The sequence below is a fragment of the Caballeronia grimmiae genome (assembly GCF_000698555.1).
Lineage (GTDB): Bacteria > Pseudomonadota > Gammaproteobacteria > Burkholderiales > Burkholderiaceae > Caballeronia > Caballeronia grimmiae.
In genome coordinates this window covers 66,764-93,492 of the sequence record NZ_JFHE01000018.1, presented here as the reverse complement: position 1 = coordinate 93,492, position 26,729 = coordinate 66,764, and the positions used below count along the sequence as shown (strand labels likewise).

General features: G+C 65.1%; 26 protein-coding genes. 12 read left to right on the top strand and 14 right to left on the bottom strand.

What is annotated here, in order from left to right:
* Positions 1-8 precede the first annotated feature (8 nt).
* The 3 genes from astB (at position 9) to BG57_RS18760 (ending at position 3,425) form a co-directional block, all read left to right on the top strand.
* Positions 9-1,349, top strand: a complete 1,341-nt coding sequence (gene astB / locus BG57_RS18770) for an N-succinylarginine dihydrolase (RefSeq protein ID WP_035967046.1) — start codon at positions 9-11, stop codon at positions 1,347-1,349.
* On the top strand, positions 1,333-2,355 hold the full coding sequence (astE, locus tag BG57_RS18765) for a succinylglutamate desuccinylase (protein ID WP_035967045.1): 1,023 nt from the start codon (positions 1,333-1,335) through the stop codon (positions 2,353-2,355). The genes astB and astE overlap by 17 nt, the downstream gene beginning before the upstream one ends.
* Positions 2,356-2,624: 269 nt before the next feature.
* Complete coding sequence (locus tag BG57_RS18760) at positions 2,625-3,425, top strand: ABC transporter substrate-binding protein (protein WP_035967044.1); 801 nt, start codon at positions 2,625-2,627, stop codon at positions 3,423-3,425.
* A gap of 39 nt (positions 3,426-3,464) precedes the next feature.
* Here BG57_RS18760 and BG57_RS18755 read toward each other — a convergent pair whose 3' ends face one another.
* From BG57_RS18755 to BG57_RS18740, 4 genes are read right to left on the bottom strand one after another with little or no spacing between them, the layout of a single operon-like run.
* On the bottom strand, positions 3,465-4,328 hold the full coding sequence (locus BG57_RS18755) for an efflux RND transporter periplasmic adaptor subunit (protein WP_035967043.1): 864 nt from the start codon (positions 4,326-4,328) through the stop codon (positions 3,465-3,467).
* Positions 4,329-4,366: 38 nt separating this feature from the next.
* Positions 4,367-4,567, bottom strand: coding sequence for a DUF1656 domain-containing protein (locus BG57_RS18750; protein ID WP_035967042.1), 201 nt, complete (start codon positions 4,565-4,567; stop codon positions 4,367-4,369).
* Complete coding sequence (locus BG57_RS18745; protein ID WP_035967039.1) at positions 4,557-6,755, bottom strand: FUSC family protein; 2,199 nt, start codon at positions 6,753-6,755, stop codon at positions 4,557-4,559. Before BG57_RS18745 ends, BG57_RS18750 begins: the two co-directional genes overlap by 11 nt.
* Entirely contained in the window at positions 6,752-8,269 is a 1,518-nt protein-coding gene (locus tag BG57_RS18740; protein WP_035967037.1) for an efflux transporter outer membrane subunit, read from the bottom strand. Before BG57_RS18740 ends, BG57_RS18745 begins: the two co-directional genes overlap by 4 nt.
* Positions 8,270-8,435: 166 nt before the next feature.
* Here BG57_RS18740 and BG57_RS18735 point away from each other — a divergent pair, with 166 nt between their 5' ends.
* Both BG57_RS18735 and BG57_RS33080 read left to right on the top strand, forming a co-directional pair.
* Positions 8,436-9,374, top strand: a complete 939-nt coding sequence (locus tag BG57_RS18735) for a LysR family transcriptional regulator (RefSeq protein WP_035967035.1) — start codon at positions 8,436-8,438, stop codon at positions 9,372-9,374.
* A gap of 123 nt (positions 9,375-9,497) precedes the next feature.
* Positions 9,498-9,665 (top strand): hypothetical protein, encoded by a 168-nt coding sequence (locus BG57_RS33080; protein ID WP_160174739.1) that lies wholly within the window; start codon positions 9,498-9,500, stop codon positions 9,663-9,665.
* Positions 9,666-9,671: 6 nt separating this feature from the next.
* On the opposite strand, the gene BG57_RS18730 is transcribed toward BG57_RS33080, so the two are convergent.
* The 5 genes from BG57_RS18730 to wrbA all read right to left on the bottom strand — a co-directional run bounded on the left by BG57_RS18730 (position 9,672) and on the right by wrbA (position 13,815).
* Entirely contained in the window at positions 9,672-10,376 is a 705-nt protein-coding gene (locus tag BG57_RS18730) for an SOS response-associated peptidase (protein WP_035967034.1), read from the bottom strand.
* 21 nt (positions 10,377-10,397) lie between these two features.
* The gene (locus tag BG57_RS18725) at positions 10,398-11,201 is read right to left on the bottom strand and encodes a metallophosphoesterase (RefSeq protein WP_035967082.1); all 804 of its coding nucleotides are present in this window, start codon (positions 11,199-11,201) and stop codon (positions 10,398-10,400) included.
* Entirely contained in the window at positions 11,198-12,655 is a 1,458-nt protein-coding gene (locus BG57_RS18720) for an FAD-binding oxidoreductase (RefSeq protein WP_035967033.1), read from the bottom strand. The genes BG57_RS18725 and BG57_RS18720 overlap by 4 nt, the downstream gene beginning before the upstream one ends.
* A gap of 129 nt (positions 12,656-12,784) precedes the next feature.
* Positions 12,785-13,192 (bottom strand): DUF2069 domain-containing protein, encoded by a 408-nt coding sequence (locus BG57_RS18715; protein WP_035967032.1) that lies wholly within the window; start codon positions 13,190-13,192, stop codon positions 12,785-12,787.
* A 5-nt stretch (positions 13,193-13,197) separates the two neighbouring features.
* A complete protein-coding gene (gene wrbA / locus BG57_RS18710; protein WP_035967031.1) occupies positions 13,198-13,815 on the bottom strand; it encodes an NAD(P)H:quinone oxidoreductase in 618 nt (205 codons plus the stop codon).
* Between the two features lie 324 nt (positions 13,816-14,139).
* On the opposite strand from wrbA, the gene BG57_RS18705 reads away from it, so the two are divergent.
* Positions 14,140-15,447 (top strand): YihY family inner membrane protein, encoded by a 1,308-nt coding sequence (locus BG57_RS18705; protein WP_035967030.1) that lies wholly within the window; start codon positions 14,140-14,142, stop codon positions 15,445-15,447.
* Between the two features lie 19 nt (positions 15,448-15,466).
* Here BG57_RS18705 and BG57_RS18700 read toward each other — a convergent pair whose 3' ends face one another.
* From BG57_RS18700 to BG57_RS18690, 3 genes are all read right to left on the bottom strand, one after another.
* Positions 15,467-15,787: an Mpo1-like protein gene (locus BG57_RS18700; RefSeq protein ID WP_035967080.1), complete on the bottom strand. Its 321-nt coding sequence runs from the start codon at positions 15,785-15,787 to the stop codon at positions 15,467-15,469.
* A 94-nt stretch (positions 15,788-15,881) separates the two neighbouring features.
* Positions 15,882-16,712, bottom strand: a complete 831-nt coding sequence (locus tag BG57_RS18695; protein WP_035967028.1) for an alpha/beta fold hydrolase — start codon at positions 16,710-16,712, stop codon at positions 15,882-15,884.
* Positions 16,709-18,040, bottom strand: a complete 1,332-nt coding sequence (locus BG57_RS18690) for an O-acetylhomoserine aminocarboxypropyltransferase (protein ID WP_035967078.1) — start codon at positions 18,038-18,040, stop codon at positions 16,709-16,711. The genes BG57_RS18695 and BG57_RS18690 overlap by 4 nt, the downstream gene beginning before the upstream one ends.
* A 229-nt stretch (positions 18,041-18,269) precedes the next feature.
* Between BG57_RS18690 and BG57_RS18685 the strand changes: the two genes are divergently transcribed.
* From BG57_RS18685 to aroC, 3 genes are all read left to right on the top strand, one after another.
* Positions 18,270-18,722, top strand: coding sequence for a CBS domain-containing protein (locus tag BG57_RS18685; RefSeq protein WP_035967026.1), 453 nt, complete (start codon positions 18,270-18,272; stop codon positions 18,720-18,722).
* A gap of 194 nt (positions 18,723-18,916) precedes the next feature.
* The gene (locus BG57_RS18680; RefSeq protein WP_035967024.1) at positions 18,917-20,869 is read left to right on the top strand and encodes an MFS transporter; all 1,953 of its coding nucleotides are present in this window, start codon (positions 18,917-18,919) and stop codon (positions 20,867-20,869) included.
* Between the two features lie 57 nt (positions 20,870-20,926).
* Positions 20,927-22,033 carry a chorismate synthase gene (gene aroC, locus BG57_RS18675; protein ID WP_035967023.1) on the top strand — a complete coding sequence of 369 codons (1,107 nt, stop codon included), beginning with the start codon at positions 20,927-20,929 and terminating at the stop codon, positions 22,031-22,033.
* 54 nt (positions 22,034-22,087) lie between these two features.
* Here aroC and BG57_RS18670 read toward each other — a convergent pair whose 3' ends face one another.
* On the bottom strand, positions 22,088-23,761 hold the full coding sequence (locus BG57_RS18670) for an electron transfer flavoprotein-ubiquinone oxidoreductase (protein WP_035967021.1): 1,674 nt from the start codon (positions 23,759-23,761) through the stop codon (positions 22,088-22,090).
* A gap of 213 nt (positions 23,762-23,974) precedes the next feature.
* Between BG57_RS18670 and BG57_RS18665 the strand changes: the two genes are divergently transcribed.
* Both BG57_RS18665 and BG57_RS18660 read left to right on the top strand, forming a co-directional pair.
* A complete protein-coding gene (locus tag BG57_RS18665) occupies positions 23,975-24,748 on the top strand; it encodes an SDR family oxidoreductase (protein WP_035967020.1) in 774 nt (257 codons plus the stop codon).
* Between the two features lie 73 nt (positions 24,749-24,821).
* Positions 24,822-25,268, top strand: coding sequence for an acyl-CoA thioesterase (locus tag BG57_RS18660; RefSeq protein WP_035967019.1), 447 nt, complete (start codon positions 24,822-24,824; stop codon positions 25,266-25,268).
* Positions 25,269-25,289: 21 nt separating this feature from the next.
* Here the strand turns inward: BG57_RS18660 and BG57_RS18655 are convergent, their stop codons facing one another.
* Positions 25,290-25,835 (bottom strand): LuxR C-terminal-related transcriptional regulator, encoded by a 546-nt coding sequence (locus BG57_RS18655; protein ID WP_035967017.1) that lies wholly within the window; start codon positions 25,833-25,835, stop codon positions 25,290-25,292.
* A 187-nt stretch (positions 25,836-26,022) separates the two neighbouring features.
* On the opposite strand from BG57_RS18655, the gene BG57_RS18650 reads away from it, so the two are divergent.
* A complete protein-coding gene (locus BG57_RS18650) occupies positions 26,023-26,727 on the top strand; it encodes a CoA transferase subunit A (RefSeq protein WP_035967015.1) in 705 nt (234 codons plus the stop codon).
* Positions 26,728-26,729: the final 2 nt, after the last annotated feature.

Below are 26,729 nucleotides of genomic sequence, written 5' to 3'. Positions count from 1 at the left end.
GACTCGACATGCAGGCATACGAAGCGAACTTCGACGGGCTGGTCGGCCCGACGCACAACTACGCGGGCTTGTCGTTCGGCAACGTCGCGTCGCGCAGCAACGAAAAGTCCGTCGCGAATCCGAAGGCCGCCGCGAAGCAGGGCTTGCGCAAGATGAAGCGGCTCGCGGACCTCGGCTTTCATCAAGGCGTGTTGCCGCCGCTCGAACGGCCGTCGGTGAAGCTGTTGCGCAGCGTCGGCTTCACGGGCGATGACGCCGCCGTGATCCAGCGCGCCGCCCTCGATGCGCCCGAACTGCTCGCCGCCGCCAGTTCCGCTTCGGCGATGTGGACCGCCAACGCCGCGACGGTCAGCCCGTCCGCCGACACCGCCGATGGCCGCGTCCATTTCACGCCCGCGAATCTCGCGGCGAAGCTGCATCGCGCAATCGAACATGGGGGAACGCGCCGTTCGCTCGCCGCGATCTTCGCCGATGAATCGCGCTTTCGGATTCATCACGCGCTGCCCGGCACGCCCGCGCTCGGCGACGAAGGCGCGGCCAATCACACGCGCTTTGCACGCGAGTACGGCGACAAGGGCGTCGAATTCTTCGTGTATGGACGCAGCGAATACGGGCAAGGGCCGCAGCCGCAACGCTTTCCGGCGCGGCAAACGCTCGAGGCGAGCCGCGCGGTGGCGCGCCTGCACGGCCTCGATGAAGCGTCGACCGTGTTCGCGCAGCAATCGCCCGATGTCATCGATGCCGGCGTGTTCCACAACGATGTGATCGCGGTCGGCAATCGCACGACGCTGTTCTGTCACGAGCGCGCGTTTGTCGATCAGGCCAGGGTCTACGACGCACTGAGCGCGAAGCTGCACGCGCAGGGCGCATCGTTCACGGCGCTCGAAGTGCCGGACAACGAGGTGAGCGTCGCGGATGCGGTGTCGTCGTATCTGTTCAACAGCCAGTTGTTGTCGCGTGCGGACGGCACGCAAGTGCTCGTCGTGCCGCAGGAATGCCGCGAGAACGCCCGCGTCGCGGCGTATCTCGATTCGCTCGCCACGCGCACGACGCCGATCGACGAAGTCCTCGTCTTCGACCTGCGCGAAAGCATGAAGAACGGCGGCGGTCCCGCGTGCCTGCGTCTGCGCGTCGTGCTGAACGACGCCGAGCGCGCAGCCGTGAATCCGAACGTGTGGATGAACGACACGCTGTTCGCCCGCCTCGATGCGTGGATCGACGCGCATTACCGGGATTCGCTCGCGCCCGGCGACCTCGCCGATCCGCGGCTGCTGACGGAATCGCGTGCCGCGCTCGACGAACTGACGACCATTCTGGGACTAGGCGCCGTCTATGACTTCCAGCGCTGATGCATCGCTTCTGAGCGATTTCCTCGCGTTCACGCTCGCGGGCGCGCGGCCATCGGCGACATCCGGCGCGGCGGCTTCCGGCGTGCGATGGACGTGGCAAGGCGAGGGCGTGCTGCTGCTCGAACCTCGGGCGGCGCAGGCGCCGGCGCATAGCGTGCTCGCGTCAGCCGGCATTCATGGCGATGAGACCGCACCGATCGAAATGCTGTCGCGGCTGATCGCGGATATCGCCAGTGGCGACGCGCGGCTCGCGTCGCGGATGCTCGTGGTTCTTGGCAACGCCGGCGCGATGCGTGCGGGCGTGCGCTATATCGACGATGACCTCAATCGTCTCTTCAGCGGCCGTCATGCGAGCTTGCCGCAGAGCGTCGAAGCCCCGCGCGCCGCCGAACTGGAACGCGTGGCGGCGGCGTTCTTCGAGAATGTGACGCATCCGAAGTGGCATATCGACATGCACACGGCCATTCGCGCGTCGGTCTTCGAGCGGTTCGCGCTGCTGCCGCACACCGGCGCGCCGCTCGCCCGCGCAATGTTCGACTGGCTGCGCGATGCGCGTCTCGAAGCGGTGCTGCTGCATCGCGAAAAAGGCATGACGTTCACGCACTACACCGCCGCGCAGTGCGGCGCGCTCGCCTGCACGCTCGAACTCGGCAAGGTGCGGCCGTTCGGCGAGAACGACCTCGCGCGCTTCGCGGCATCGGATGCGGCGTTGCGCAGGCTGATCGCGGGCGAGGCGGCGAGCCACCCGACGCCGCTACGCGTATTCACGGTCGTCGCGCAAATCGACAAGCAGAGCGAACAGTTCTTCCTCAACGTCGCGAGCGATGTGCCCAATTTCACGCCGTTTCCCGCCGGCGCCGAACTCGCGCGCGATGGCGATTACGCTTATCGCGTGACGCACGAAGAAGAACGCATCGTGTTTCCGAATCCGAAGGTGAAGCCGGGCCTGCGCGCCGGCCTGATGGTCGTCGACACGACCGACGCCACGCTCGCATCGCTCGAGTGATTCGCGCCCGGGCTTGCACGAGCGCGACATCCGTTTGCCAATTTCCTTTTTCGTTCGATACGCCGCCCAGGCCCGCGGCGCCTGTCCGCGCCCGGACGGACGCGTGAACACGCGCGCTACAATCCCGGCGCTGCGCCTGATGCACCGCACCAAAACCGCTCGCGCTGTTTGAGCGTTTTTATTGACGCCGCGATGCTTGATTCGCCGGCTACTGGCCGCATCGGACACAGATCACGAAACACGAACGCAATGCAAGGAGATGGCAGTAGATGAAATCACAATGGATCATTCGCAAGCTCGCCGCCGTCGCGGTGCTCGGAACGCTGGCTGCATCGATGGCCGCGCACGCCGCCGATGAAACGAAGACGCTGCGCTTCGGCGTGGAGGCATCGTATGCGCCGTTCGAGTCGAAGACCGCGAGCGGGGAACTGACGGGCTTCGATATCGACATCGGCAATGCGGTCTGCGCGAAGCTCAAGATGAAGTGCGTGTGGGTCGAGAATTCGTTCGACGGCCTGATTCCCGCGTTGCAGGCGCGCAAGTTCGACGGCATCAACTCGGACATGACGATCACCGACAAGCGCAAGCTCGCGATCGACTTCACCGATCCCATCTACTCGATCCCGAACCAGCTCATCGCGAAGAAGGGCAGCGGCGTGCTGCCGACCGTCGACGGACTGAAGGGCAAGCGCGTGGGCGTGCTGCAAGGCTCGATCCAGGAAACGTACGCGAAGGCGAAGTGGGCGCCGGCGGGCATCGACGTGGAGTCGTATCAGGCGCAGGACCAGATCTATGCGGACCTGGCGTCGGGCCGTCTGGATGCAGCGTTCCAGGATGCCGAAGCGGCGTCGAAGGGCTTTCTGAAGCAGCCGCAGGGCGCGGGTTACGCGTTCGCGGGCCCGGCGGTCGCCGATGACAAGCTGCTCGGCTCGGGCGTGGGCTTCGGCGTGCGCAAGAGCGACAAGGCGCTCAAGGAATCGATGAACCGCGCGTTGAAGGAACTGAAGGACGACGGCTCGATCGACCGTCTGGCCGCGAAGTACTTCGACGTGAAGGTCGTATTGAAGTAACCGCTTGGCCCGTCCCGGCGATGGCCGGGGCGGGCGAACTCACATCGACGGCGTGATCACCACGGTGCACGTCGTGCCCGCCGCCAACAGCATCCCGTTCGGGACCTCATCGATTTTCAACCGCACCGGCACGCGCTGCGCAAGACGCACCCAGTTGAACGTCGGGTTCACATCGGCGAGCAATTCGCGGCTTTGCGGATTGTCGCGATCGTAGATGCCGCGAGAAATACTCTCGACGTGCCCCTTCAGTTCCCCGCCGCTCATGAGCCGAATCTGCGCCCGGTCGCCCACGCGCACGCGCGGCAGCTTCGTCTCCTCGAAATAGCCATAGACCCAGAACGAATGGCTATCGACGATCGCGAGCTTCGCCGCGCCCACCGTCGCATAATCGCCGCGAAACACGCTGAGATTCGTGACGTAGCCGTCGACGGGCGAATACACCTTCGTGCGCGCAAGATTCAGCTTCGCCGCATCCAGCGCGGCCTGCGCTTGCTGCAATTGCGCCGCCGCCGTCGATGCCGTCTGCGACGCATTCTCGCGCGCCTCGCGCGACACCACGAGACTATCCATATCCGCACGCCGCGCAGCGTCCGCGCGCCGCATCCGCAATTCAGCGGCGCGCGCGGCGACGTTCGCCTCGGCCTGCTCGACGGCAATCTGATAGTGCGACGGATCGATCTCCATCAGCAGGTCGCCTTTCTTCACGTACTGGTTATCGCGAACGGGCAACTGCACGACCGCGCCCGACACGTCCGGCGCAATGTTGACAACCTCCGCGCGCACACGGCCATCGCGGGTCCATGGCTCGTCCATGTAATGCACCCACAACACGCGGCCGATCAGCAGGGCGGCCGCAAAAATGGCGATCGTCATGACGAAGCCGATGATTTTTCTAAGAACCATGATGAGTCTTCTGAACCTGTAAGAACGAGTGCCTGCTATCAGCGATACACCGCGAGCCCGAGCGCGCCACAAATACAAACGAGCAGACTCGCGCGAAAGAGCGCCGGATGCCAGACCACGCGATAAAGGCCGGTCATCGCGAGCGCGCGGTCGATCACCCACGTGATCAGCGCGCCGGCAACGAACAGCACGAGCAGCGTCGGGACATAGGCTTCGAGGATCGCGGTATCACGCGGCATGCGGCGCTCCTTTGACTGAAGGCGAATCTGACTGAGCGAAATGCGCGAGCGGCGAGGCCGGATCGAGCAGCGCCGTGCGGATGAAATGCAGATGGCTGACGATCCGCTGCAGCCGGTGCCGCTCCTCGCGCGATGGATTCACCGCCGCCAGCATCGCCTGCGCATCCGCGATCGCGCGCGAGGTGCTGTCCAGCGCGGCCTCGAAACGCGGCGCGTTAGGCCGGTCGAAGAGACGCGCGACGGCATCGAGCGTCGCTTTCAACGTGCGTCGCCAGGGCGTCGATGCGGCGTAATGCGGGGCATCCGGCAAAGCGGCGATTTCACGCCGCAGATCGATCACCGCGCGACCGGTCTCCAGCACCGCGAAGAGCCACTGCAGCGCCTCGCGTTGCACGTCCGGCTTGCCGGCGGCGAGCGCGTTGATCTGCGACAGCAGATCGCGCGTGCGGCTTTCGAAGTGCGTCGCCACCCGCGCGAGGCGTTCGCGCCGCGCAAGCACGACTTCGCGGCGCAAGTCCGCGAGCAACAGGCGGCGCAGCCACGGCGCGTCGGTCGGCAGGATGACGGCGAACGCGATCGCGGAGACGATCATCGACAGCATGAGCGCGAGCGCGTCGTTCATGAAGCTGGCCGGATCGTAGTGAACGAGATTGTCCGGCCCTGCGAGAAAGCAGAAGAAGATGCAATAGCCGATACCCACGCCCGTCACCGCGCGCCGCGTGCTGATGAACGCGCCGAGCAGCAGCGCCGGCACGAGCGCGACGCCCATCAGCACGAACCCGTCCATATGCGGATACGCGCCGAACACGACGATCATCCCGACGACGCTCGCGAGCGCGGTGCCGATCGCCATCTGCATCGACATCAGCGTCGGGCGCGGCGACGACGACGCGAGCGCGCACACGGCGGCCGCGGTGAGGACCATCGTGCCGCCGCTCGGCCACGCGCTCAGCATCCAGAACGCGCTCAGCGCGAACATCACCATCGCGCCGCGCAAGCCCGAGATCGCGGCGGCGAGCATGTTGGTCTTCGGCACATAGCGCGCGACCCAGCGTTCGCGTTCATGCGACGGCGCGCCGAGCGACGCGTAGGTCTCGGCGTAGGCGAGCATGTCGTCGACGAAGCGGTAGAGCAGTTCGGTCGCGGTATCGAATTCGAGCGAAGAGAAAGCCGGCTCGGCTTCGATGCCGGCCCGCGCGGCCCGCACGCGCTTCGGCAGAGCGGCCTTGTAATCGCGCAGTTGCGCGGCGGCATGCGCGGCGTCGGCAGCGTTGCGCACGGGATCGCCCGCTCGCAACAGCAGCGGCGGCACTTCGTGGATGAACGGCGTGAGCGCCGCGATCGTCATCGCAGATGCGCTTTCGCGCAGACGGTTCATCAACTGATGCAGCGCGTGAAAGCGCGTCGACGCGCTCATGAATTCGCTGTTGAGCCGCGCGAGCCGTCCGCTGCGCCGCCGCGACTCGGGATGCTCGAATACGGCCACACTGCGCGCCGCCTCGAAACCGACGACATCCGCGACGAAACCAAGATTCGCCCGCTCGATCTGCGTGCGGTCCATCGTGCCGGACATCGCGCGGCAGACGTAATCGACGAACTGCGTGAAGCGCCGCCGCACCGTGGTGCGAATCTGCTCGCCTGCGTGCTGCGGAAAGACGAGCGCGCTCACCGCACCCGCGCAGACGATGCCGAGCGTGACTTCACCGACCCGCGTGAGCGCCGACAGGAACGCGCCATCCGGATGCTGCGCCGCCGGAATGCCGATCAGCGCCGCCGTGTAGCCCGCCAGCACGAAGCCGTAAGAGCGGAAGTTGCGATTGCGCGCCGCGCCCGCCGTGCAGATGCCGACCCACAGCGCGGTCGCGGAAAGAAACAGCACCGGCTGCTGGGCGAACAGGCCGATGAGCGCGAGCATCACGACAAGACCGATCATCGTGCCGCAGAAACGATAGAAGCTCTTCGCGAGCACCATGCCGCTCTGCGGCTGCATCACGACGAAAACGGTGGTCATCGCGGTGCGCGGCTGCTGCATGTCGAAGCGCATCGCGATCCACAGCGCGAGCAGGGCGGCCAGCACCGCCTTGAAGATGTAGACCCACGCCAGGCCATCGGTGCGCGCCCAGTCGATGATCGACGCGCGCAGCGAATCGCCCGATGCCGAGAGGGAAGCAGACAAGGCCGGCCTCATTTTGCTTCGGCCGCGCGGCTGAACGGCCCGATGTGCTGCGCGGGCGCGAGCTTCGCGTCCTTCGGCCCGTTCGCGGGATCGTCGATGCCGCCGCCGAGCGCCGCCGTGAGCGTCGCATAAGCGCCGAGCCGCTGCGCCCGCACGCGCGCCTGTGCGTCCTGCGCGCGCAGCAGTTGCGATTGCGCGAGCAGCACGTTGACGTAATCGGTGAGACCGCGCCGGTATCCTTCGTTCGCGAGATCGTAGTTCTTGCGCGCGGCGGCGACCGAGCGCGCGGACGCGTCCATCTGCGTATCGAGCGACTTCACCCGCACCACCTGATCGGCGATGTCCTTCAGCGCACCCACGAGCGTCGCGTTGTAGTGATCGACGGCCTGATCGTATTGCGCCGATGCCGCGCCGAGTTGCGAACGGAGCCGTCCGCCTTCAAAGATCGGCAGCGTGATCGCCGGGCCGAACGAATAGCCGGTCGCCTTGCTCGTCAGAAAACTCAGCAGCGCGCCGCCCGCAAACGCCTGCGTGAGCGACGCCGCCAGATTGATGTTCGGATAGAACTCCGCCTTGGCCACGTCGATGCCGCGCGCCTGCGCCGCGACCATCCACCGCGCCGCGACGATATCCGGCCGATGCCCGACCAGTTCAGCCGGCAAGGAGGACGGCAACGGCAGCGGCGTCGCCAGCGACAGTTGCGGCCGCGCAAGCGCTTCCCCCGCGCCGGGGCCTTCGCCTGCCAGCGCGGCAAGCTGATGGCGCGCAAGCTCGATCTCTTCCTGGAAGACGTCGGCCTGGCGTTCGTACTCCGGCAGCGGCGCTTCGGCCTGGCTCACTTCGAGCTGCGTGCCGAGGCCGCCCTTCAGGCGCCGGCGGGCCAGTTCAGCGAGCCGTTCCTGCTGTTCGAGCGTTTCCCGGGCGATGTCGAGTTGCGCGAACGCCTGCGACAGGCCGATATACGCCCGCACGATGTTCGCTTCGAGTTCGAGCTGAGCGGCGCGGGCATCGGCGGCGCGCACGTGGGCCACGTCGAGCGCGCGTTCGGCGGCGTTGTCGTCGCGGCCCCAGAGGTCGAGGTTATAGGAGAGGGAGAGGCCGGCAGTGTTGTCCCAGGTCGTCGTATCGGCGAACGGGCCGGGGCCGTAAAACGCGTTGTTCGGCCAGTTCTTGCGCTGCACGCCCATGCTGCCATCCACGTGCGGCAAGAGCGCCGAGCGCGCGACGCCCGCCTGCTCCTGCGCTTCGCGCACGCGTGCGGCGGCCATGGCGAGCGTCGGGCTGCCGGCCGTCGCGCGCTCGATCCAGCCGTCGAGTTGCGGGTCGCGGTAGGCGCGCCACCATTGCGCATCGGGCCAGGCGGCATCCGCGTTGGCGGCCCTGATCGCGCTGCCGACATCGAGCGTGGCGGCATCCGTCCGGGAGTCATTCGGCGCGATGTTGCCGGTGCTCGCGCAGCCGGCGATGATTAATATTGCTGTAAGAACCGCAGCGCAAGCAGCGTATCTGGACCCCCGGCCTTGCACGTCACTGCTCCAATATAAAGACGATCAAGCGCCGATTATATTTTTGCAACGATTCGCGAATAACCGGTCGTCCGGCAAAGCATTCTTACGCAGGGCGTGATAATCGACCTTACAGGCCGTGCAACAATGCCTTCGGAATCAAGACGAGAGCGAGTCGAAAGCCTCTATGGATACGCTTCAAAACATGCGCGTCTTTGTACGCGTGGTCGAAGCCGGCAGTTTCACCGGCGCGGCTCAACATCTGAACACGACGACGGCGTACGCTTCGCGGGCCGTATCGGATCTCGAAGCGCATCTGCGCACGCGCCTGCTCAACCGCACGACGCGCCGCATCGCGCTGACGGAAGCGGGCGAGCGTTATCTGCAACGCTGCGAGCAGATACTGGCCTATGTCGATCAGGCCGAAGCCGAAGCCAGCGACGCGCACGCGCGGCCCGCCGGCAAGCTCAAGGTGCATTCGATGACGAGCTTCGGCCAGCATTACATCGTGCCGATGATCTGCCGTTATCAGCAGCGGCATCCCTCGGTGCAGGTCGATCTGACGCTTGCGCAGCGCGTGCCCGATCTGCTGGACGAGGGCTATGACGTGTCGCTCGTGCTGGCGTCCGATCTGCCCGATTCGGGCCTCGTGTCGGCGCGGCTCGGGACGGTGTTCAGCATCGCGTGCGCGTCGCCGGCGTACATCGAGATGCATGGCGCGCCGCAAGTGCTGTCGGATCTCGCGCGTCATACGTGCCTGCATCTGATGACGCCGGTGTTTCCACCTGGCCACTGGGTCTTCGATGGCCCGAACGGTCAGGAAACGGTGACGCTCGGCCCGGCGAACTTCACCGTGAACGTGGCCGAAGCGATGGCCGTCGCGGTTCGCGAGGGCATGGGTATCGGCGTGCTGCCGACATCTTCGGCGCTGCCGGGGCTGCGCGCGGGCACCTTGGTACGCGTGCTGCCGCAATACACGATGCAGGAGCTGAATGTCTACGCGCTGTATCCGTCGCGCCAGTATCTCGACGCGAAAATCCGGACGTGGGTGGAATTCCTGCGCGAGGCGTTGCCAGCGACGCTCGACGCCGACGCGGAATCACTCAAGGAGTTCGTTGCGGCCTGATTTGGCGGCCGCGCAGCTTCGGTTACGAAATTTCGTGCGGCGCAACACTTGCTTACTCCCGTTTCGGCCGCAGCTTTGATACCGTTTGCACTCGTCCTCACCGCTTCTTCGGGAAAACGTCACATGAGCACGCCTCTTCTCTTCGCCCTTGCCGCGCTTCTCGTCCTGATCGCCATCCCCGCTTCGCGCGATCTCTTCAACGCCATGCGCGCCCAGTCCGAGCGTCAGGCGAAGCAGCGGCTCGTACCGGTGCGCATCGACGACGGCCGGCGCGATCGTCACCCGCGCTGATTCCATTCACGTTTCCAGCCGCTCGATGAGGCGCGGTTCGTCGTTGACGGTGCGATTGACGTCGCTCGTCACGCGATGCCAGACGAAATGCGACGCCGGCACGCCGTCGGTTCTCACGAGCGAATGAAGATCGTCGGACGATGCGCCCGCGTCGAGCCATCGGCGTGCAGCCGCCGGTGAGAAGACGAGCGGGCGGCGATCGTGCACATCGACGAGCCCTTCGTCCGCCTTCGACGTCACGATGACGAAGCCCGCGCCCGGCGCCGCCGCGTCCTGCTCGCGCAAGACGCTCGTGAGCGCGGCGAGGAACATCGCCTCGCCGTCGGCGCGCTGGATGAAGTACGGCTGCTTGAACGGCTTGCCGGCCGCATCGCCCGGCGCAGGCTCGATGCGCCATTCGAACCAGCCATCGGCGGGGACGAGAATGCGCGCCTTCTTCCACAAGTCCTTGAAGTACGCACTGGTCGACGCTGTTTCGACGCGCGCGTTGATTGTCTGCGGCAGCTTCTTGCGCACCGCCCACGGCGGGCAATATCCCCAATGCACGGCGCGGATGGTTTCGTCCGGGAAAATCCCGAGCGGATGCGTGCCGGGCGACAGGTTATAGCCGGGGCGACGGTCGGCGGCATCGACGAGCACGAATGGATCTTTCAGATGCAGGCGCTGCGCGTAATGCGCCGGCAGTCGGTACTGGCTGATTCGGCCGCACATGACTATCCTCGCTTCGAAGCATCAGATTTCGACGACTTTATCCCATGCAAACTGCGGATTCTCCAGCCGCCCGGTGCGCCTGTCGGTATAGCCGCGCGGATTGCACACGACGCGCGTGCCGTTCACCGTGTAATCGAACGCGGTGTGCGTGTGGCCGTGAATCCAGAGCGCGACGGGCGAACGCGCGAGCGTCGGCAGGTGATTGATGAAGCCCGCCGACACGATGTCTTCCGCATAGCGCGGCGCGAGGCTCTCGCGCATCGGCGCGTGATGGGTGACCACGATCGTCTGTCCCGCGAACGGTTTCGCCAGCTCGCTTTCGAGCCACGCGCGCGACTGGATATGCAGCGCGAGCGAGTCGTCGGGCGTGAACGAGCGTGGCTCGCCTTCGGGTTCGGGCCAAGCAAGCTGAATCAGACCGCGATAGTCGAGCATGACTTTCGTGCAGGCTTCCTGCGCTTTCGCGATTTGCGCCTCGCTCGATCCGAACAGCGCGAAGTCCGTCCACAGCGTCGTGCCGAGCACGCGCCACGCACCTCTGCGGTCCACGAGCGACGCGTTGTTCAGAAAGTGCACGTTGTCGACGCTGCGCGCGGCGTCGTGCATCGCGGCTTCCATCGCGCCGAACTCGCCGTCGTAATACTCGTGATTGCCGGGGACATAGACGACGGGCACGCCGTTATCGAAGTTCTCCGCGGCCCAGCGCAGTCCTTCGGCGTGGTTGTGGATATCGCCCGCGAGCACGACGAGATCGGCGTCGGCATAGGGAATGGCGAGCGGCTCGTCGCATTCCAGATGCAAGTCGGACAGCACTCGGATTTTCATGCGGTGTTCTCCTTGCCGGCGTGCGCGTTCCATCGCACGACCTTGCCCGGATTCATCAGGTTGTCGGGATCGAGCGCGGCCTTGATCGTCTGCATGAGGCGCACTTCGACCGGCGACTTGAAGTGCATCGCTTCGTCCACTTTCAATTGCCCGAGGCCGTGCTCCGCGCTGATGCTGCCGCGATGCCTGTGCACCTGCTCGTAGACGAGCGCGTTGATCGGCGTCTGAAACTCGGTCAGAAACGCCTTCTGATCCACGCCTTCGGGCGCCTGCACGTTGTAGTGCAGATTGCCGTCGCCCAGGTGGCCGAACGTGACCATGCGCGCGCCGGGCACGGCTTGCGCGATGATCGCATCGGTTTCGTCGATGAAGCGGCCGATGCTCGAAATCGGCACGGCGATGTCATGCTTGATGTTGAGCCCTTCCTGCGCCTGCGCGAGCGGAATGTGCTCGCGCAGATTCCAGAACGCCTGCGATTGCGCGAGATTCTCCGCGACCACCGCATCCTCGACGATGCCTTCCGCCAGCGCTTCTTCCATCATGCGTTCGAAGAGGGCGCGGGCGTGGTCGTCGCTTTCACTGTCGGACAATTCGAGCAGCACCGTCTGCGCGTGCGGCTCGCCGAACGGATAGCGCAGTTGCGGAAAGTGCCGGCCGACGAGGCGCATCGAGAAATCGGACATCAGTTCGAAGCCGGTCAGAAGCGGACCGGCGTGACGCTGGGCCATCGACAGGAAGTCCAGCGCGGCGTGCGGCGACGCGAGTCCCGCGAGCGCGGTCACCTTCGCGACCGGCGCGGGATGCAGCTTCATCACCGCAGCCGTGATGATGCCGAGCGTGCCTTCCGCGCCGATGAACAGATCGCGCAGGTCGTAGCCGGTGTTGTCCTTGCGCAGTCCGCGCAGGCCGTCCCAGATTTCGCCTTGCGGCGTCACGACTTCGAGGCCCAGGCAGAGCTCGCGCGTGTTGCCATAGCGCAGCACGCCGGTGCCGCCTGCGTTCGTCGAAAGGTTGCCGCCGATCGTGCAACTGCCTTCTGCCGCAAGACTCAGCGGGAAGAGGCGCTGTGCGCCTTTCGCGCGGGCCTGGACTTCCGCGAGCACGACGCCCGCTTCGACGGTGATGGTGTTGTTGTGCGGATCGATGTCGCGCACGCGGTTCAGCCGCTTCAGGCTCACGACCGCCTGTGTGGCGGTGGAATCGGGTGTCGCGCCGCCGGCGAGGCCGGTGTTGCCGCCTTGCGGGACGATCGCGATGCGATGCTCATGTGCGAGCCGCACGACGGCGGCCACCTCCTGCACGTCGGCGGGCAGCAGCACGGCGCATGCATCGCCGCGATAACGCTTGCGCCAGTCGACGACGTAAGGCTCGGTGTCGCGAGGGTCGGTCAGAACGTGGGACGGGCCAAGAAAGCGGATGCAGGCGTCGACGAAAGAGGCGGCAGGAGCGGTCATGGGCGAGGAAAAAAGTGCGTTGGGGCGTAGACGACAGTATCGCGCAGCACGGCGTTGCGCGAGCCTCTGCCGAATGGCATAGGCGCGGGCGATGCGCGGCTCACTTCGGCCGAATCGTGCTACAAAGCATCACGTTCGCTGCCCGTTCTGCGATCGACCGCGCAATTTGGCGGCGCGCTTGAACGGCGCGACGTAAGCGATCGCGCAGACGAAGAAGGTCAGCGAAAGCAGCGTTTCGAGCCAGGCGAGCCGTGCGGAGAGGCCCGTATCCGTCATGCCGCGCACGATGCCTTCGGCGAAGTAGAGCAGCACGAGCATGGACGCCCATTGCAGCGTATAGACGTTGCGCCTGGCGACGCCCGGCAGCGCGCAGGCAAGCGGCAGCGCCTTCAGCGCCAGCGCCCACGCACCGGGACGCAACGGCGCGAGCCACAATTCCCAGGCGAGCGACAGCGCGATGAGCGCGCCGAGGCTCGCAATCGCACCGATGGCGCATGCGCCGCGTGCAGGAGTGTCGACGGCTGGGCGGGCGTTCATCGCGGTCAGCCGGCCTGCGCGCCGCGCACGAGATCGCGCGCCGTGCGGGCAAGGCGCGCACCGAGCGCGATGGCGAGCGCTTTCTCGTCCGCGGTGATGCCCTGGCGGGACGCGTCGTCGCCGGTGCGCGCATGGTGGGATGCGCCGTAGGGCGTGCCGCCGCTTTGCGTCGTCGTGAGGCGCGATTCGGTGTACGGAATGCCGACGATCATCATGCCGTGATGCAGAAGCGGGAGCATCATCGAGAGCAGGGTGCTTTCCTGGCCGCCGTGCAGGCTGCCCGTCGACGTGAAGACGCTCGCGGGCTTGCCGGCGAGCGCGCCTGACAGCCATTGCGGCGTGGTGCCGTCCAGAAAGTATTTGAGCGAAGCCGCCATGTTGCCGAAGCGGGTGGGCGAGCCGAGCGCGAGGCCCGCGCATTCTTCGAGATCGCGCAGTTCGGCGTACGGCGGGCCGTCGGCGGGAATGTCGGGCTGCGTCGCTTCGCAGACGGTCGAGACCGGCGGCACGGTGCGCACGCGCGCCTGCATGCCGGGCACGCTGTCGACGCCCTGGGCGATAGCGAGCGCCAGTTCGCGCGTCGCGCCGTGGCGGCTGTAATAAAGCACGAGGATGTCGTTCATAAAGCCTTTTTAGTGAACGGCTATTATAGGTATTGGGGTGGATTTGGTGGCGGGACGGCGTAGCCGGGACGGCAGTGAATTTGCCTGGACGCGGGGTGATGGTTACACGGGCGGTTTTGTGTGGGATCGGGGGACGCGGTGAAGCGCTAAGTCCGGTCGACCGCGTTGCATGGGACCAGAGTAAGGCGTTAAAGCGCCAACTCTGGCCGACCGCGTTGCATGGGACCACAGTAAGGCGCTAAAGCGCCAACTGTGGTCGACAGCTTTGCATGGGGCCGGAGTAAGGCGCTGAAGCGCCAACTCCGGCCGACAGGAGATTACGTTTTGCAGCACCTATCAATCGATCTCGCAGCAATCAAGCGCCTCGCCGGTTTCGTCGCGCGGCGCATCGGCGAAGATCGCGTCGCGCAAGTGGCCGGCAGCCTCACGTTCACGAGCGTGCTGTCGCTCGTGCCGCTCGCTACCGTCGCCTTCGCGCTGTTCACCGCGTTCCCCATCTTTGCCTCGTTCCAGGCGTCGCTGCAGGACTTTCTCGCGGACCATCTGATGCCCGCGACCATCAACAGCCAGATCTTCAAGTACCTCAACGAATTCGCATCGAAAGCAAAAGGACTCACGACCGTCGGCATGATCATCCTGCTCGTGACCTCCGTCATGACCATGATGACGGTCGAGTCCGCGTTCAACGTCATCTGGCGCGTCAAGAAGGCGCGACCGTTCGCGCAGCGCGTGCTCGTCTACTGGTCGATCATCACGCTCGGGCCGATTCTCTTCGGCTGCAGCCTGTCGATCTCGTCGTACGTCTTCGCGCATTCCGTCGCGTTCGCGGGCTCGCACAACCTGATGCCGCCCGTCGTCGAATGGCTGCTGACCGGCGTTTCGCTGCCGCTCACGGTATTCGGCTTCACGATCATGTATGTCTACATGCCGAACTGCAAGGTGGAGTGGCGCGATGCCGTCGTCGGCGGGCTGATCGCGGCCGTCGCCTTCGAAATCAGCAAGCGCGGTTTCGGCTTCTACGTGCGCAGCATTCCGACCTATACCGCGGTCTACGGCGCGTTCGCGTCGCTGCCGGTGTTCCTGCTGTGGGTCTATCTGTGCTGGATGATCGCCCTCGTCGGCGCAATGGTGACATCCGCGCTGCCCGCCATCCGCATCGGGCAATATCATCGGCGCGAGTTTCCCGGCAGCGATCTGCTGGATGCCCTCGAAATCCTCGCGCGTCTCGTCGAAGCGCGCGACGAAGGCAAGCCCGGCTACACCGCGCTGCAATTGTCGAAGATGGTCCGATGCGAGGTCGATACTTCAACACGCCTGATCGCGCGCCTCGATTCGCTCGGCTGGATCGGACGGCTCGAGGACGCGCACATGCCGCGTTACGTGCTGATCGCCAATCCGAGCCAGATCACGCTGACGATGCTGTTCCAGGAATTCGTCATCGACCGCGAGGAACTCGACTATCAGTTGTGCCTCGACGCCACCCAGATCGACCGCGACGCACTGATGAACGCGCTCGAAAACGAAAAGCTCGGCATTTCGCTCAGCACGCTGATCGCCGCGCGCACGCAGGCGCAAGCCAATGCGCGACTGCGCGAAGCGCCGTCTTCGTCAATGCCGCAGCAGCCGGCTTGAAGCGTGTACTCGCGGCGACTCACAGCGCTATCTTTCCGACGCAGATGTCCCTGAACATCACCCAGTCGCCCATCAGGCTATAGAGCGGATGGCGAAACGTCGCGGGACGATTCTTCTCGAAGAAGAAATGGCCGATCCACGCAAAGCCGTATCCGCAGACGACGGCGGCCGGCAGCCACAGCCAGTCGCCGGTCGCGAGCGCCATCGCGAGGCAGCCGATTACCCCGAGCGAGCCGATGAAATGCAGCCTGCGCGAGACCAGGTTGCGATGCTCGTCGAGATAGTACGGGTAGAACTCGGCGAAGCTGGCGAAATGCTCGCCGTGTGCGGTGTGCGCCATGATGACGGCCTCCCGTGCGACATGTTCTGCATGACGCGATAACGTCAGCAAGAACCATTCTGCGGCGGCGCGCACACGCGTGCAAGCGGCGCGCTCAAGCCGGCTTCGCGCAGGCGAGGGCGAATGAAAACAGCGCGTCGAGGACTGCATCCGGCTCCTCCGACATCAGCGCGTGGCCGCCTTCCAGTTCTATCGTCCGCACCGATGCGCCGGCCTTGCGCAACGCATCGACGAGCGGGCGCGCGGCGCGCGGCGGCGTCATCACATCGCGCTTGCCGCTCAGCACGCACACCGGGCAGCGCACGGAAGCCGCCCGCTCGAGCGAATCGGTGTAGGCGTTGCATGCGCTGAAATCCGTATGAAAGAGCTGCGCTTCGCCCAATGCGCCGATGCGCTCCATCAACCGCTGGTTCATCCCTTGCAGCCAGAAGCCGGGTGCGGGGCTCGAAGGTTTCGCGGCGATCGTTGAATGCGACCACTGGTTGACCATGCCGATCGCTTGCGGCTCGCGCTCGCGGGCGGCATCGAGGAGCGCATCGGAGACGGTCATCGGCGCCGCGGTGGCGACGAGCGCGAGGCCCGCGGTCCGTTCGGGATAACGCGCGGCGGCATCCAGCGCGACGAGCGAGCCCATGCTGTGGCCGGCGAAAATCGCGCGGGGCGCGCCGGCTGCGTCGAGCACGTCGATCAGCCAGTCCGCGAGCGCGCCGATGTCGCGCCGCGCGGGGCCGTCGCTGCGGCCGTGGCCCGGCAGGTCGACCGCAAGCACGCCGAAGCCGTGATGCGCGAAGTAACGCGTCTGCAACGCCCACACACTGTGGTCGTGCTGCGCGCCGTGAACGAAGACGATCGCGGGACGCGCCGGATCGAAGGCTTTGCCGCCGGTGTAGACATAGGCGCGATGGCCACCGACATCGAGGATCATGCGCGGCTCCCGAGCGGTGCGGCATTCGAATCGCCGCTTTCGATGACTTTCTGCGCGGCTTTCAGCCCGCGTTTCAGATCGTCGATGAGATCGTCGGGGTCTTCCAGTCCGATCGACAGCCGAATCCGTCCCGGCCCGATGCCCGCGGCGAGCAGCGCGGCGGCGTCCATGCGAAAGTGCGTCGTCGAGGCGGGATGGATCACGAGCGAGCGGGCATCGCCCACGTTCGCCAGATGCGAAAACAGCGTCAGCGATTCGATGAACCGTCGCGCGGCCGGCACCCCGCCGCGCAGGTCGAAACTGAACACCGCGCCCGCGCCGCGCGGCAAGAGACGCTGGGCCAGCGCGTGGTCGCGATGCGTCGGCAGTTCGGGATAAGCCACGCCCTCGACCGCCGGCGAGCCGAGCAGAAAGTCGATCACCTTGCGCGTATTCGCGACATGCCGATCCATGCGCAACGGCAAGGTTTCGATGCCCTGAAGCAGTTGCCACGCCGCCTGGGGATGCAGGCACGCCCCGAAATCGCGCAATCCTTCACGGCGGGCGCGCAGCAGGAACGGCGCAACCGTGCTTTCCTCGGCGAACACCATGCCGTGGAAGCCGTCGTAGGGCTCGGTGAATTCGGGAAAGCGGCCGCTCGCCGCGAAATCGAACGTCCCGCCATCCACGAGCACGCCGCCGATGGTCGTGCCGTGACCGCCGAGAAACTTCGTCGCCGAGTGATAGACGAGGTCCGCGCCATGCTCGAACGGGCGCAGCAGGTAAGGCGTCGTGAAGGTGGAATCGACGAGCAGGGGCGCGGCGTGCGCGTGCGCGATTTCGGCGACGGCCGCGATATCCAGCACGTCGAGGCCCGGATTGCCGAGCGTCTCGCCGAAGAAGAGCCGCGTGTTGGGCCGCGCCGCCGCGCGCCAGGCGTCGAGGTCGTGCGGCGGCACGAAGGTCGTTTCGATGCCGAAGCGCCGCAGCGTGTAATGCAGCAGATTGTGCGAGCCGCCATACAGCGCGCTCGACGCGACGACATGCGAGCCCGCGCCCATCAGCGTCGCGATCGCCAGATGCAGCGCCGCCTGACCGCTCGCCGTGCCGATCGCCCCGGCGCCGCCTTCGAGCGCCGCGACGCGTTCCTCGAACACCGCCACCGTCGGGTTCGAAATGCGCGAATAGACGTGCCCCGATCGCTCCATATTGAAGAGCGCGGCGGCGTGATCGGTGTCGCGAAAGGTGAACGAGGTGGTCTGATAGATCGGCGTGGCCCGCGCGCCGGTGGCGGGATCGGGTGCGGCGCCCGCATGCAGCGCGAGCGTATCGAAACGGTTGGCTGGCATCGTCGTCGGCCGGGGCGCCTGGCCTCCGGCGGGATAGGGGTCGGTCATCCTAGCATCGGGCTTGGGGGCGCGCGAACTAGGGTGAACGCGTGCGCCCGGCCGCAAAGCCTTGTCCGAAAGGCTAACGCGGGCTTGCCTCGCTTTCCTTTTGCGGGCCTTTCCGATAGCATCGACCCATGGTTTCACAAACGCTTTGACATCTGGACAGGCATTTCGCAAGGAGAAAGTGATGCGAGTCAGCGACATTCTGAAGGTGAAAGGCAACGCGCTATTCACCGTTACGCCCGATACGCCGCTCTCCGACGCGATCAACGTCATGGCCGCGCACGACATCGGCTCCCTCGTCGTCATGGAATATGGCGATCTCGTCGGCATGCTGACATTCCGCGAGATCATCCTGACGCTGCGCGATAACGGCGGCGGCGTCGGCGCGACGACCATCCGCAAGGTCATGGACGATCACCCGCTCACCTGCACGCCGGAAACGGACGTGAACGAAGTACGCCGCATGATGCTCGAGCACCATGTCCGCTATTTGCCTGTCATGGAAAATCGCGCGCTGATGGGCGTGATCTCGTTCTATGACGTGGCCCGTGCGGTCGTGGAAGAGCAGGGGTTCGAGAATCGCATGCTGAAGGCCTACATTCGCGACTGGCCGGAAGAGCAGCAGGACGCTCGCTGACACTCGGGGCGTCGCCCAGGCGATGCCCGAGCCGGCGATGCGCAGCGCGCCCGAGCGGCGCGCTTTTTTTCGCCTGGAGCCATCGCACGTAAAGACACATTCCGCGGCGCGGGCTCTTCTCCGCCATCTCGTTTCGTTACCATCCGGATTCGATCGCAATGGCGATCAACACCGGATCAACTACATCGATAGTCATGAGTGACAATCCTCTGGACGCCCCGCAAGACAAGACGGCGCGCCATTCCCGCCGGCCGCACGAAGACGGAGAAGGTCAGTTCGGCCTCCTGCGCGAGCGCCGTTTCGCGCCGTTCTTCTGGACGCAGTTTCTCGGCGCAATGAACGACAACGTCTTCAAGGTCGGCTTCACGTCGCTCGTGACGTTTCAGGCCGCGCGCTTCTCGGGTGTCGATCCGAAGACCGCCGCGTTCCTTATTTCCGCGATCTTCATCGTGCCGTTCGTGCTGTTTTCGGCGACGTCCGGCCAGATCGCCGACAAGTACGACAAGGCCGTGCTCGCGCGCCTCGTGAAGAGCTTCGAGATCGTCGTGATGCTGATCGGCGGCGCGGGTTTTCTGCTCCATAGCGCGCCGCTGCTGTATCTCTGCACGTTCCTGATGGGCGTGCATTCGACCGTGTTCGGCCCGGTCAAGTATGCGTATCTGCCGCAGCATCTGCGTGCGTCTGAACTCGTCGGCGGGAACGGACTCGTCGAGATGGGCACCTTCGTCGCAATTCTCATCGGGACGATCGTCGGCGGGGCGGCGGCGGGCGCGTCCGAACATGGCGCGCTGCTGCTCGCGATCGTGTGTGTGGCGCTCGCGGTCGTCGGGCGCGTGGCGTCGGCGTTCGTGCCGAAGTCGGCGGCGTCGCAGCCGGACTTGCGCATCAACTGGAATCCGGTTTCCGAGACCTGGCGCAATCTCAGGCTCGCGAAGTCCGACCGCACCGTCTTTCTGAGCCTGCTCGGGATTTCCTGGCTGTGGTTCGTCGGCGCAACCTTCCTTACCTCGTTCTTCAACTTCGCGAAAGACGTGCTGTCCGCGAATCCCGATGTCGTGACCATCCTGCTCGCGACGTTCTCGCTCGGCATCGGCACCGGGTCGCTGCTGTGCGAACGGCTGTCCAAGCGACGCGTGGAGATCGGGCTGGTGCCGCTGGGGTCGATCGGCATCAGCGTGTTCGCCATCGACTTGTTCTTCGCGAGTCATCGCATTGCGCCGGCGTCGCATCTGCTCCGCGTCAGTGAATTCTTGCTCGCGATGCCGCACTGGCGCATCCTCGCGGATCTGTTCCTGCTCGCGATGTTCGGCGGCTTCTACAGCGTCCCGCTCTACGCGCTGATTCAGGCGCGCAGTCAGCCGACGCACCGGGCGCGCATCATCGCGGCGAACAACATTCTCAATTCGGCCTTCATGATCGCCTCGGCGCTGCTGGCGCTCGCGCTCACGTCGATGGGCGTCGGCATTCCCGGCCTGTTTCTCGTCACGGCGCTGCTCAACGTGGTGGTCGCCGTGTATATCTATTCGCTCGTGCCGGAATTCCTGCTGCGGTTCATCGCGTGGATTCTCGTGCACACGTTCTATCGCATCCGGCTCGTCGACGCGGCGCGCATCCCGCCGGAGGGCGCGGCGGTGCTGGTGTGCAACCACGTGAGTTTCGTCGATGCCGTCGTCATCATGGCCGAAAGCCCGCGCCCGATCCGCTTCGTGATGGATCATCGGATTTTTTGCACGCCGTTCGTCGGCTGGCTGTTCCGTCATGTGAAGGCCATTCCGATTGCCCCCGCGCACGAGGACGCGGACATGCTCGAACGCGCGTATCAGGCGTGTCAGCGCGCGCTGGACGACGGCGAACTGGTTTGCATCTTCCCGGAAGGCAAGCTCACGCGTACTGGCGAGATCAACCCCTTCCGGCATGGCGTCTCGGAGATTCTGCGGCGCCATTCCGCGCCCGTCGTGCCGATGGCGCTGCGCGGACTGTGGGGCAGCGTGTTCTCGCGCCACGAGGACGCCCGATGGCCGCGCCCGATCAAGCGCGGCGTGATGACCCGGCTCACGCTTGCGGTCGGCGAGCCGATCGCGCCCGCCGACGCAACGCCCCAGCACCTGCACGAACTCGTCTCCGCGCTGCGCGGGGCAAGGCGATAAACCCGGCGCCGCTGGCATAATGGCGGTCTCCCCGACACTCTTTTCAGGTCGACGCTCATGTCCGGCAACACCCTTGGCACGCTCTTCACCGTCACGAACTTCGGCGAATCGCACGGTCCGGCGATCGGCTGTGTGATCGACGGCTGCCCGCCGGGCATGGCGCTCACGGAGGCCGACATTCAGCTTGAACTGGATCGCCGCCGTCCGGGCACGTCGCGGCACGTCACGCAGCGGCAGGAACCGGATCAGGTCGAGATTCTGTCGGGCGTGTTCGAAGGCGTGACGACCGGCACGCCCATCGCGCTGCTCATCCGCAATACGGATCAGCGCAGCAAGGACTACGGCAATATCGTCGAGACCTTTCGCCCCGGCCACGCGGACTACACCTACTGGCAGAAGTACGGTGTGCGCGATCATCGCGGCGGCGGCCGGTCATCGGCGCGGCTGACTGCGCCGACGGTCGCGGCGGGTGCGGTCGCGAAGAAGTGGCTGCGCGAGAAGTTCGGCATCGAGACGCGCGGCTATATGGGCGCGCTGGGTGAGATCCCGATTCCGTTCGTCGACTGGAGCCACGTGCCGGAGAATCCTTTCTTCGCGCCGAACGCCGATGTCGTGCCCGAACTGGAAGCGTACATGGACAGCCTTCGCCGCGATGGCGATTCGGTCGGTGCGCGCATCGAAGTCGTGGCGAGCGGCGTGCCCGTGGGACTGGGCGAGCCGCTTTACGATCGACTGGACGCCGACATCGCCCACGCGATGATGGGCATCAACGCGGTGAAGGGCGTCGAGATCGGCGCGGGCTTCGCGAGCGTCGCCCAACGCGGCTCGCAGCACGGCGACGAGATGACGCCGGAAGGCTTCGCGACCAATAACGCCGGCGGCATTCTGGGTGGCATCTCGAGCGGGCAGGACATCACGGTATCGCTTGCGATCAAGCCGACGTCGAGCATCCGCACGCCGCGCCACTCCATCGACAAGGCAGGCGCGAGCGCAACCGTCGAAACCTTCGGTCGACACGATCCGTGCGTCGGCATTCGCGCGACGCCCATCGCCGAGGCGCTGCTTGCGCTGGTGCTGATGGATCACGCGCTGCGGCATCGCGCGCAATGCGGCGATGTCGTCGTCGGCACGCCGAAAATCGCGGCGCACGCGCCGGGCAAGTAATCGCCAGGAAAAGAGAAAAGGGCGCCGGTTTCATCAACCGGCGCCCTTTGTCGTTTACATGTTCGGATAGTTCGGCCCGCCGCCGCCTTCAGGCGTCACCCAGACGATGTTCTGAGTCGGGTCCTTGATATCGCAGGTCTTGCAGTGCACGCAGTTCTGCGCGTTGATCTGCAGGCGCTCGCCGCCGTCCTCCGCTTTCACGAATTCGTAGACCGCAGCCGGGCAATAGCGGGCTTCGGGACCGGCATACGTGCGCAGATTGACGTTGACGGGCACGCTCGGATCTTTCAGCGTCAGATGCGGCGGCTGATTTTCCTCGTGATTCGTATTCGAAATGAACACGGACGAGAGACGATCGAACGTGAGCTTGCCGTCCGGCTTCGGATAGACGATCGGCTTGCATTGCGACGCGGGCCTCAGCATCTCGTGATCGCGATGCTGGTGATGCAGCGTCCACGGCACGTTGCCGCCCATCACTTTCTGCTCCAGCCCGACCATGAACGTGCCGAGATACAGGCCCTTGCTCATCCACTGCTTGAAGTTGCGCGCGCGGTAGAGCTCGGTCTTGAGCCATGAATTGTCGAAGGCTTCGGCATACGCGGCGAGTTCGTCGCCCTGACGGCCAGCCTGAACGGCTTCGAACGCGGCTTCGGCGGCCATCTTGCCCGACTTGATCGCGCCATGACTGCCCTTGATGCGCGATGCATTCAGGAAACCGGCGTCATCGCCCGCAAGCGCGCCGCCCGGAAACACGAGCTTTGGCAGCGACATCAGCCCGCCTGCGGTAATTGCCCGCGCGCCATAAGAGATGCGTTTGCCGCCTTCGAGGAACGCGCGGATCGACGGATGCGTCTTGTATCGCTGGAATTCTTCGAACGGCGAAAGATACGGGTTCGAATAGCCCAGTCCCACGACGAAGCCCACGACCACCTGGTTGTTGTCCATGTGATAGAGGAACGAGCCGCCGTACGTGTCGGGATCGAGCGGCCAGCCGGCCGTATGAATGACGAGCCCCGGCTTGTGCTTGACCGGATCGATCTCCCACAGCTCCTTGATGCCGATGCCGTACACCTGCGGATCGGCGTTCTGGTTCAGCTTGAACTTCTCCATCAACTGACGGCCGAGATGCCCGCGCGCGCCTTCGCAGAAGATCGTGTACTTCCCGTGCAGCTCCATGCCGAGCTGGAAGTTCTCGGTCGGCTCGCCGTCCTTGCCGATGCCCATGTTGCCGGTGATCACGCCTTTGACCGCGCCGTCGTCGCCGTAGAGCACTTCGGCTGCCGGAAAGCCGGGGAAGATTTCGACGCCGAGCGCTTCGGCCTGTTGTCCCAGCCAGCGCGTGACGTTGCCCAGACTGATGACGTAGTTGCCGTGGTTCTTGAAGTTGTCGGGAAGCAGCCAGTTGGGCACCTGCTTGGCGCCGGTCGGCGACAGGAACAGGAAGCGATCCTCCGTCACTTCGACGTCGAGCGGAGCGCCTTTTTCCTTCCAGTCGGGGATCAGCTCGGACAGGCCGCGCGGGTCCATGACCGCGCCGGACAAAATGTGCGCGCCGATCTCCGAGCCTTTTTCCAGCACGCAGACGCCGATTTCGACGCCGCGCTCCTCGGCCAGTTGCTTCAGGCGAATGGCAGCCGACAAACCGGCTGGCCCGCCGCCGACGATCACGACGTCGTATTCCATCGATTCGCGGGGACCGTACTGCTCGATAAGGCTCGCCGGGGTCATCAATGCTCCTCTCTACCGTTAGAATGGCCTTTCAAGATCGCGTATTGTCAGCGAACGTCAGGCGGGCTGCAACCGAAGGTCACTCATTTGGCACGATCGTACTATTTTGCGTGATGCCGTGGTATGGGTATCTTCGTCAAGTGCCGCGGCGGCGTGCATCGCGCTGACGGGGCATCCGCCGAGGCTGAATCAACCGTACAACAAGGAAGCACAATGGGCCGTTCGATCAACCTGGAAGGCAAGGTCGCGCTGATCACCGGCGCGTCCAGTGGACTCGGAAAGCGTTTCGCGCAGGTGTTGTCGCAGGCGGGAGCGAAAGTCGTGCTCGCCAGCCGCCGCACGGAGCGCCTGAAGGAACTGCGCGCGGAAATCGAGGCGTCGGGCGGCGCGGCGCATGTCGTCGCGCTCGACGTGACCGACTATCAGAGCGTCAAGTCGGCGGTTGCGCACGCCGAGACGGAAGCCGGTACCATCGACATTCTCGTCAATAACTCGGGCGTCTCGACCACGCAAAAGCTGACGGACGCCACGCCCGCCGACTTCGAATTCGTCTTCGGCACCAACGTGCGCGGCGCGTTCTTCGTCGCGCAGGAAGTGGCCAAGCGCATGATCATGCGCGGCAACGGCGCGGCCAAGCCGGCTTACCGCATCATCAACGTGGCGTCGGTGGCGGGTCTGCGCGCCTTTCCGCAGATCGGTCTTTATTCGATGAGCAAGGCCGCCGTCGTGCAGATGACCAAGGCCATGGCGCTCGAATGGGGCCGCCACGGCATCAACGTAAACGCGATCTGCCCGGGTTATATCGATACCGAGATCAACCATCATCACTGGAAGACCGAACAGGGCCAGCGGCTCGTTTCGATGCTGCCGCGCCGCCGCGTGGGCTCCCCCGAGGACCTCGACGGCCTGCTGCTGCTGCTCGCGGCGGACGAATCGCAGTTCATGAACGGCTCGGTGATATCGGCGGACGACGGTTTCTCGCTCTGACGCGCCGGGCGCACGGGTTGCTTTTTCCAGTGCCGCGGCGCGACGCCTTTTTCGACACTGGAACCATCACCCGATGAGCAACACAAGCAACGACAGCGACTTTCACACCGTTTTCGAGATGTCCATGGCGATCCGCTGGGGCGACATGGACGCTTTCGGCCACGTCAACAACACCGTCTATTTCCGCTACATGGAGCAGGCGCGGATTTCGTGGTTCGAGGAAATCGGCATCGCGGGCGGCAACGGCGAAGGGCAGGGGCCGGTGATCGTCAATGCATCGATGGAGTTTCTGAAGCAATTGCACTATCCCGGCGACGTGGTGGCGCGGATGTCGGCCGGCAAGCCCGGCCGCAGCAGCTTCGATACGCGCTTCGAGCTGTATCGCGCGGACGCGCCCGGCGTGCTCTACGCGAGGGGCGCGGCAAAGATCGTGTGGATCGACTATGCGGCGGAAAAGTCGGTGCCGATTCCGGATCTGTTGCGGCAGATCATCGAGACCGGCGCGCCCGTCGCGCAGTAACCGGGCACGGCAGCGCCCCGTTCAGTTGCCGAGCAGCCGCTGCAGCAGTTCCGTCGCGTTGCCGGTGTCGTATTTGCGCATGAGGCGCGCGCGGTAGATGTCAACCGTGCGCGGGCTGATGTCGAGCACGCGGCCAATCTGCTTGCTCGTCTTGCCCGTCACGAGCTGCGCGGCGATTTCGCGTTCCCGTGGCGTCAGTTCGATCGCGACGCGCCGTGTCGCGCTCAAATCCTCGAACGTCCACACGCCGGCCGCGTGGGGCGCGGCGCGATCCAGCGCGCGGCCGGTGACGTGGCACCAGAACAGTTCGCCGTTCGAGCGCTTCATGATGCGATCGTCGCCATACGTGCCGCGATCCACGATGTGCGCGGCGATGCGCTCGCCGATGCGCGCGAATTCGTCCGGCGTCGGATACAGCACCTCGAACGATTGGCCGATCAGCGCCTCGCGCGCAAAACCGAAGATCGCGCAGACCTGCTCGTTGCAATCCTCGATGATCCGCTCCCGCGAGAGGACGAGGCCGACGGGCGCGAGGTGAAACGCGGTTTGATAATCCAGTGCACGCATGTGGAATCGGGCGCCCGGCCGCTCGAGGAACCAACGCGCGCGGGCAATGACTTATGTATTTTTGCGTATTGTGCCGGATGGACTGCGCAGCGTACTCTTTTCGCCAATCAAAACGCCGCCGGATCGATCCGGACGGCGGAGAAAAAAACGGTTTTCAGTCGGGTTCACACATGGAAGGGACGAACAGATGAACAAGGTCTATCCCAGCGCGAAAGAAGCGCTCGATGGCATCGTCAAGGACGGGCAGACGTTCGCCGTCGGCGGATTCGGGTTGTGCGGCATCCCTGAAGCGCTCATCGCGGCGCTGCGCGACTCGGGCGTGAAGGACATCACCTGCATCAGCAACAACGCGGGCGTCGATGGCTTCGGGCTTGGCCTGCTGCTCGAAACGCGCCAGATCAAGAAAATGATTTCGTCGTACGTGGGCGAGAACAAGGAGTTCGAGCGGCAATATCTCGCCGGCGAACTGGAACTCGAATTCACGCCGCAAGGCACGCTCGCGGAGAAGCTGCGCGCGGGCGGCGCGGGCATCCCGGCGTTCTTCACCAACACCGGCTACGGCACGGTGATCGCGGACGGCAAGGAAACGCGTCAGTTCGGCGAGAACCACTACGTGCTCGAACATTCGCTGACGGCGGACGTCGGTCTCGTCAAGGCGTGGAAGGCCGACAAGTCGGGCAATCTGATCTATCGCCGCACGGCGCGCAACTTCAATCCGATGTGCGCGATGGCCGGCAAGATCACCGTCGCGGAAGTCGAGGAAATCGTCGAAGTCGGCGAACTCGATCCAGACGCAATCCATACGCCGGGCATCTTCGTGCAACGGCTCGTCCTGAACGCGCATCCGGAAAAGCGCATTGAACAACGCATCGTCCGCGCGAAAGGAGAATGACC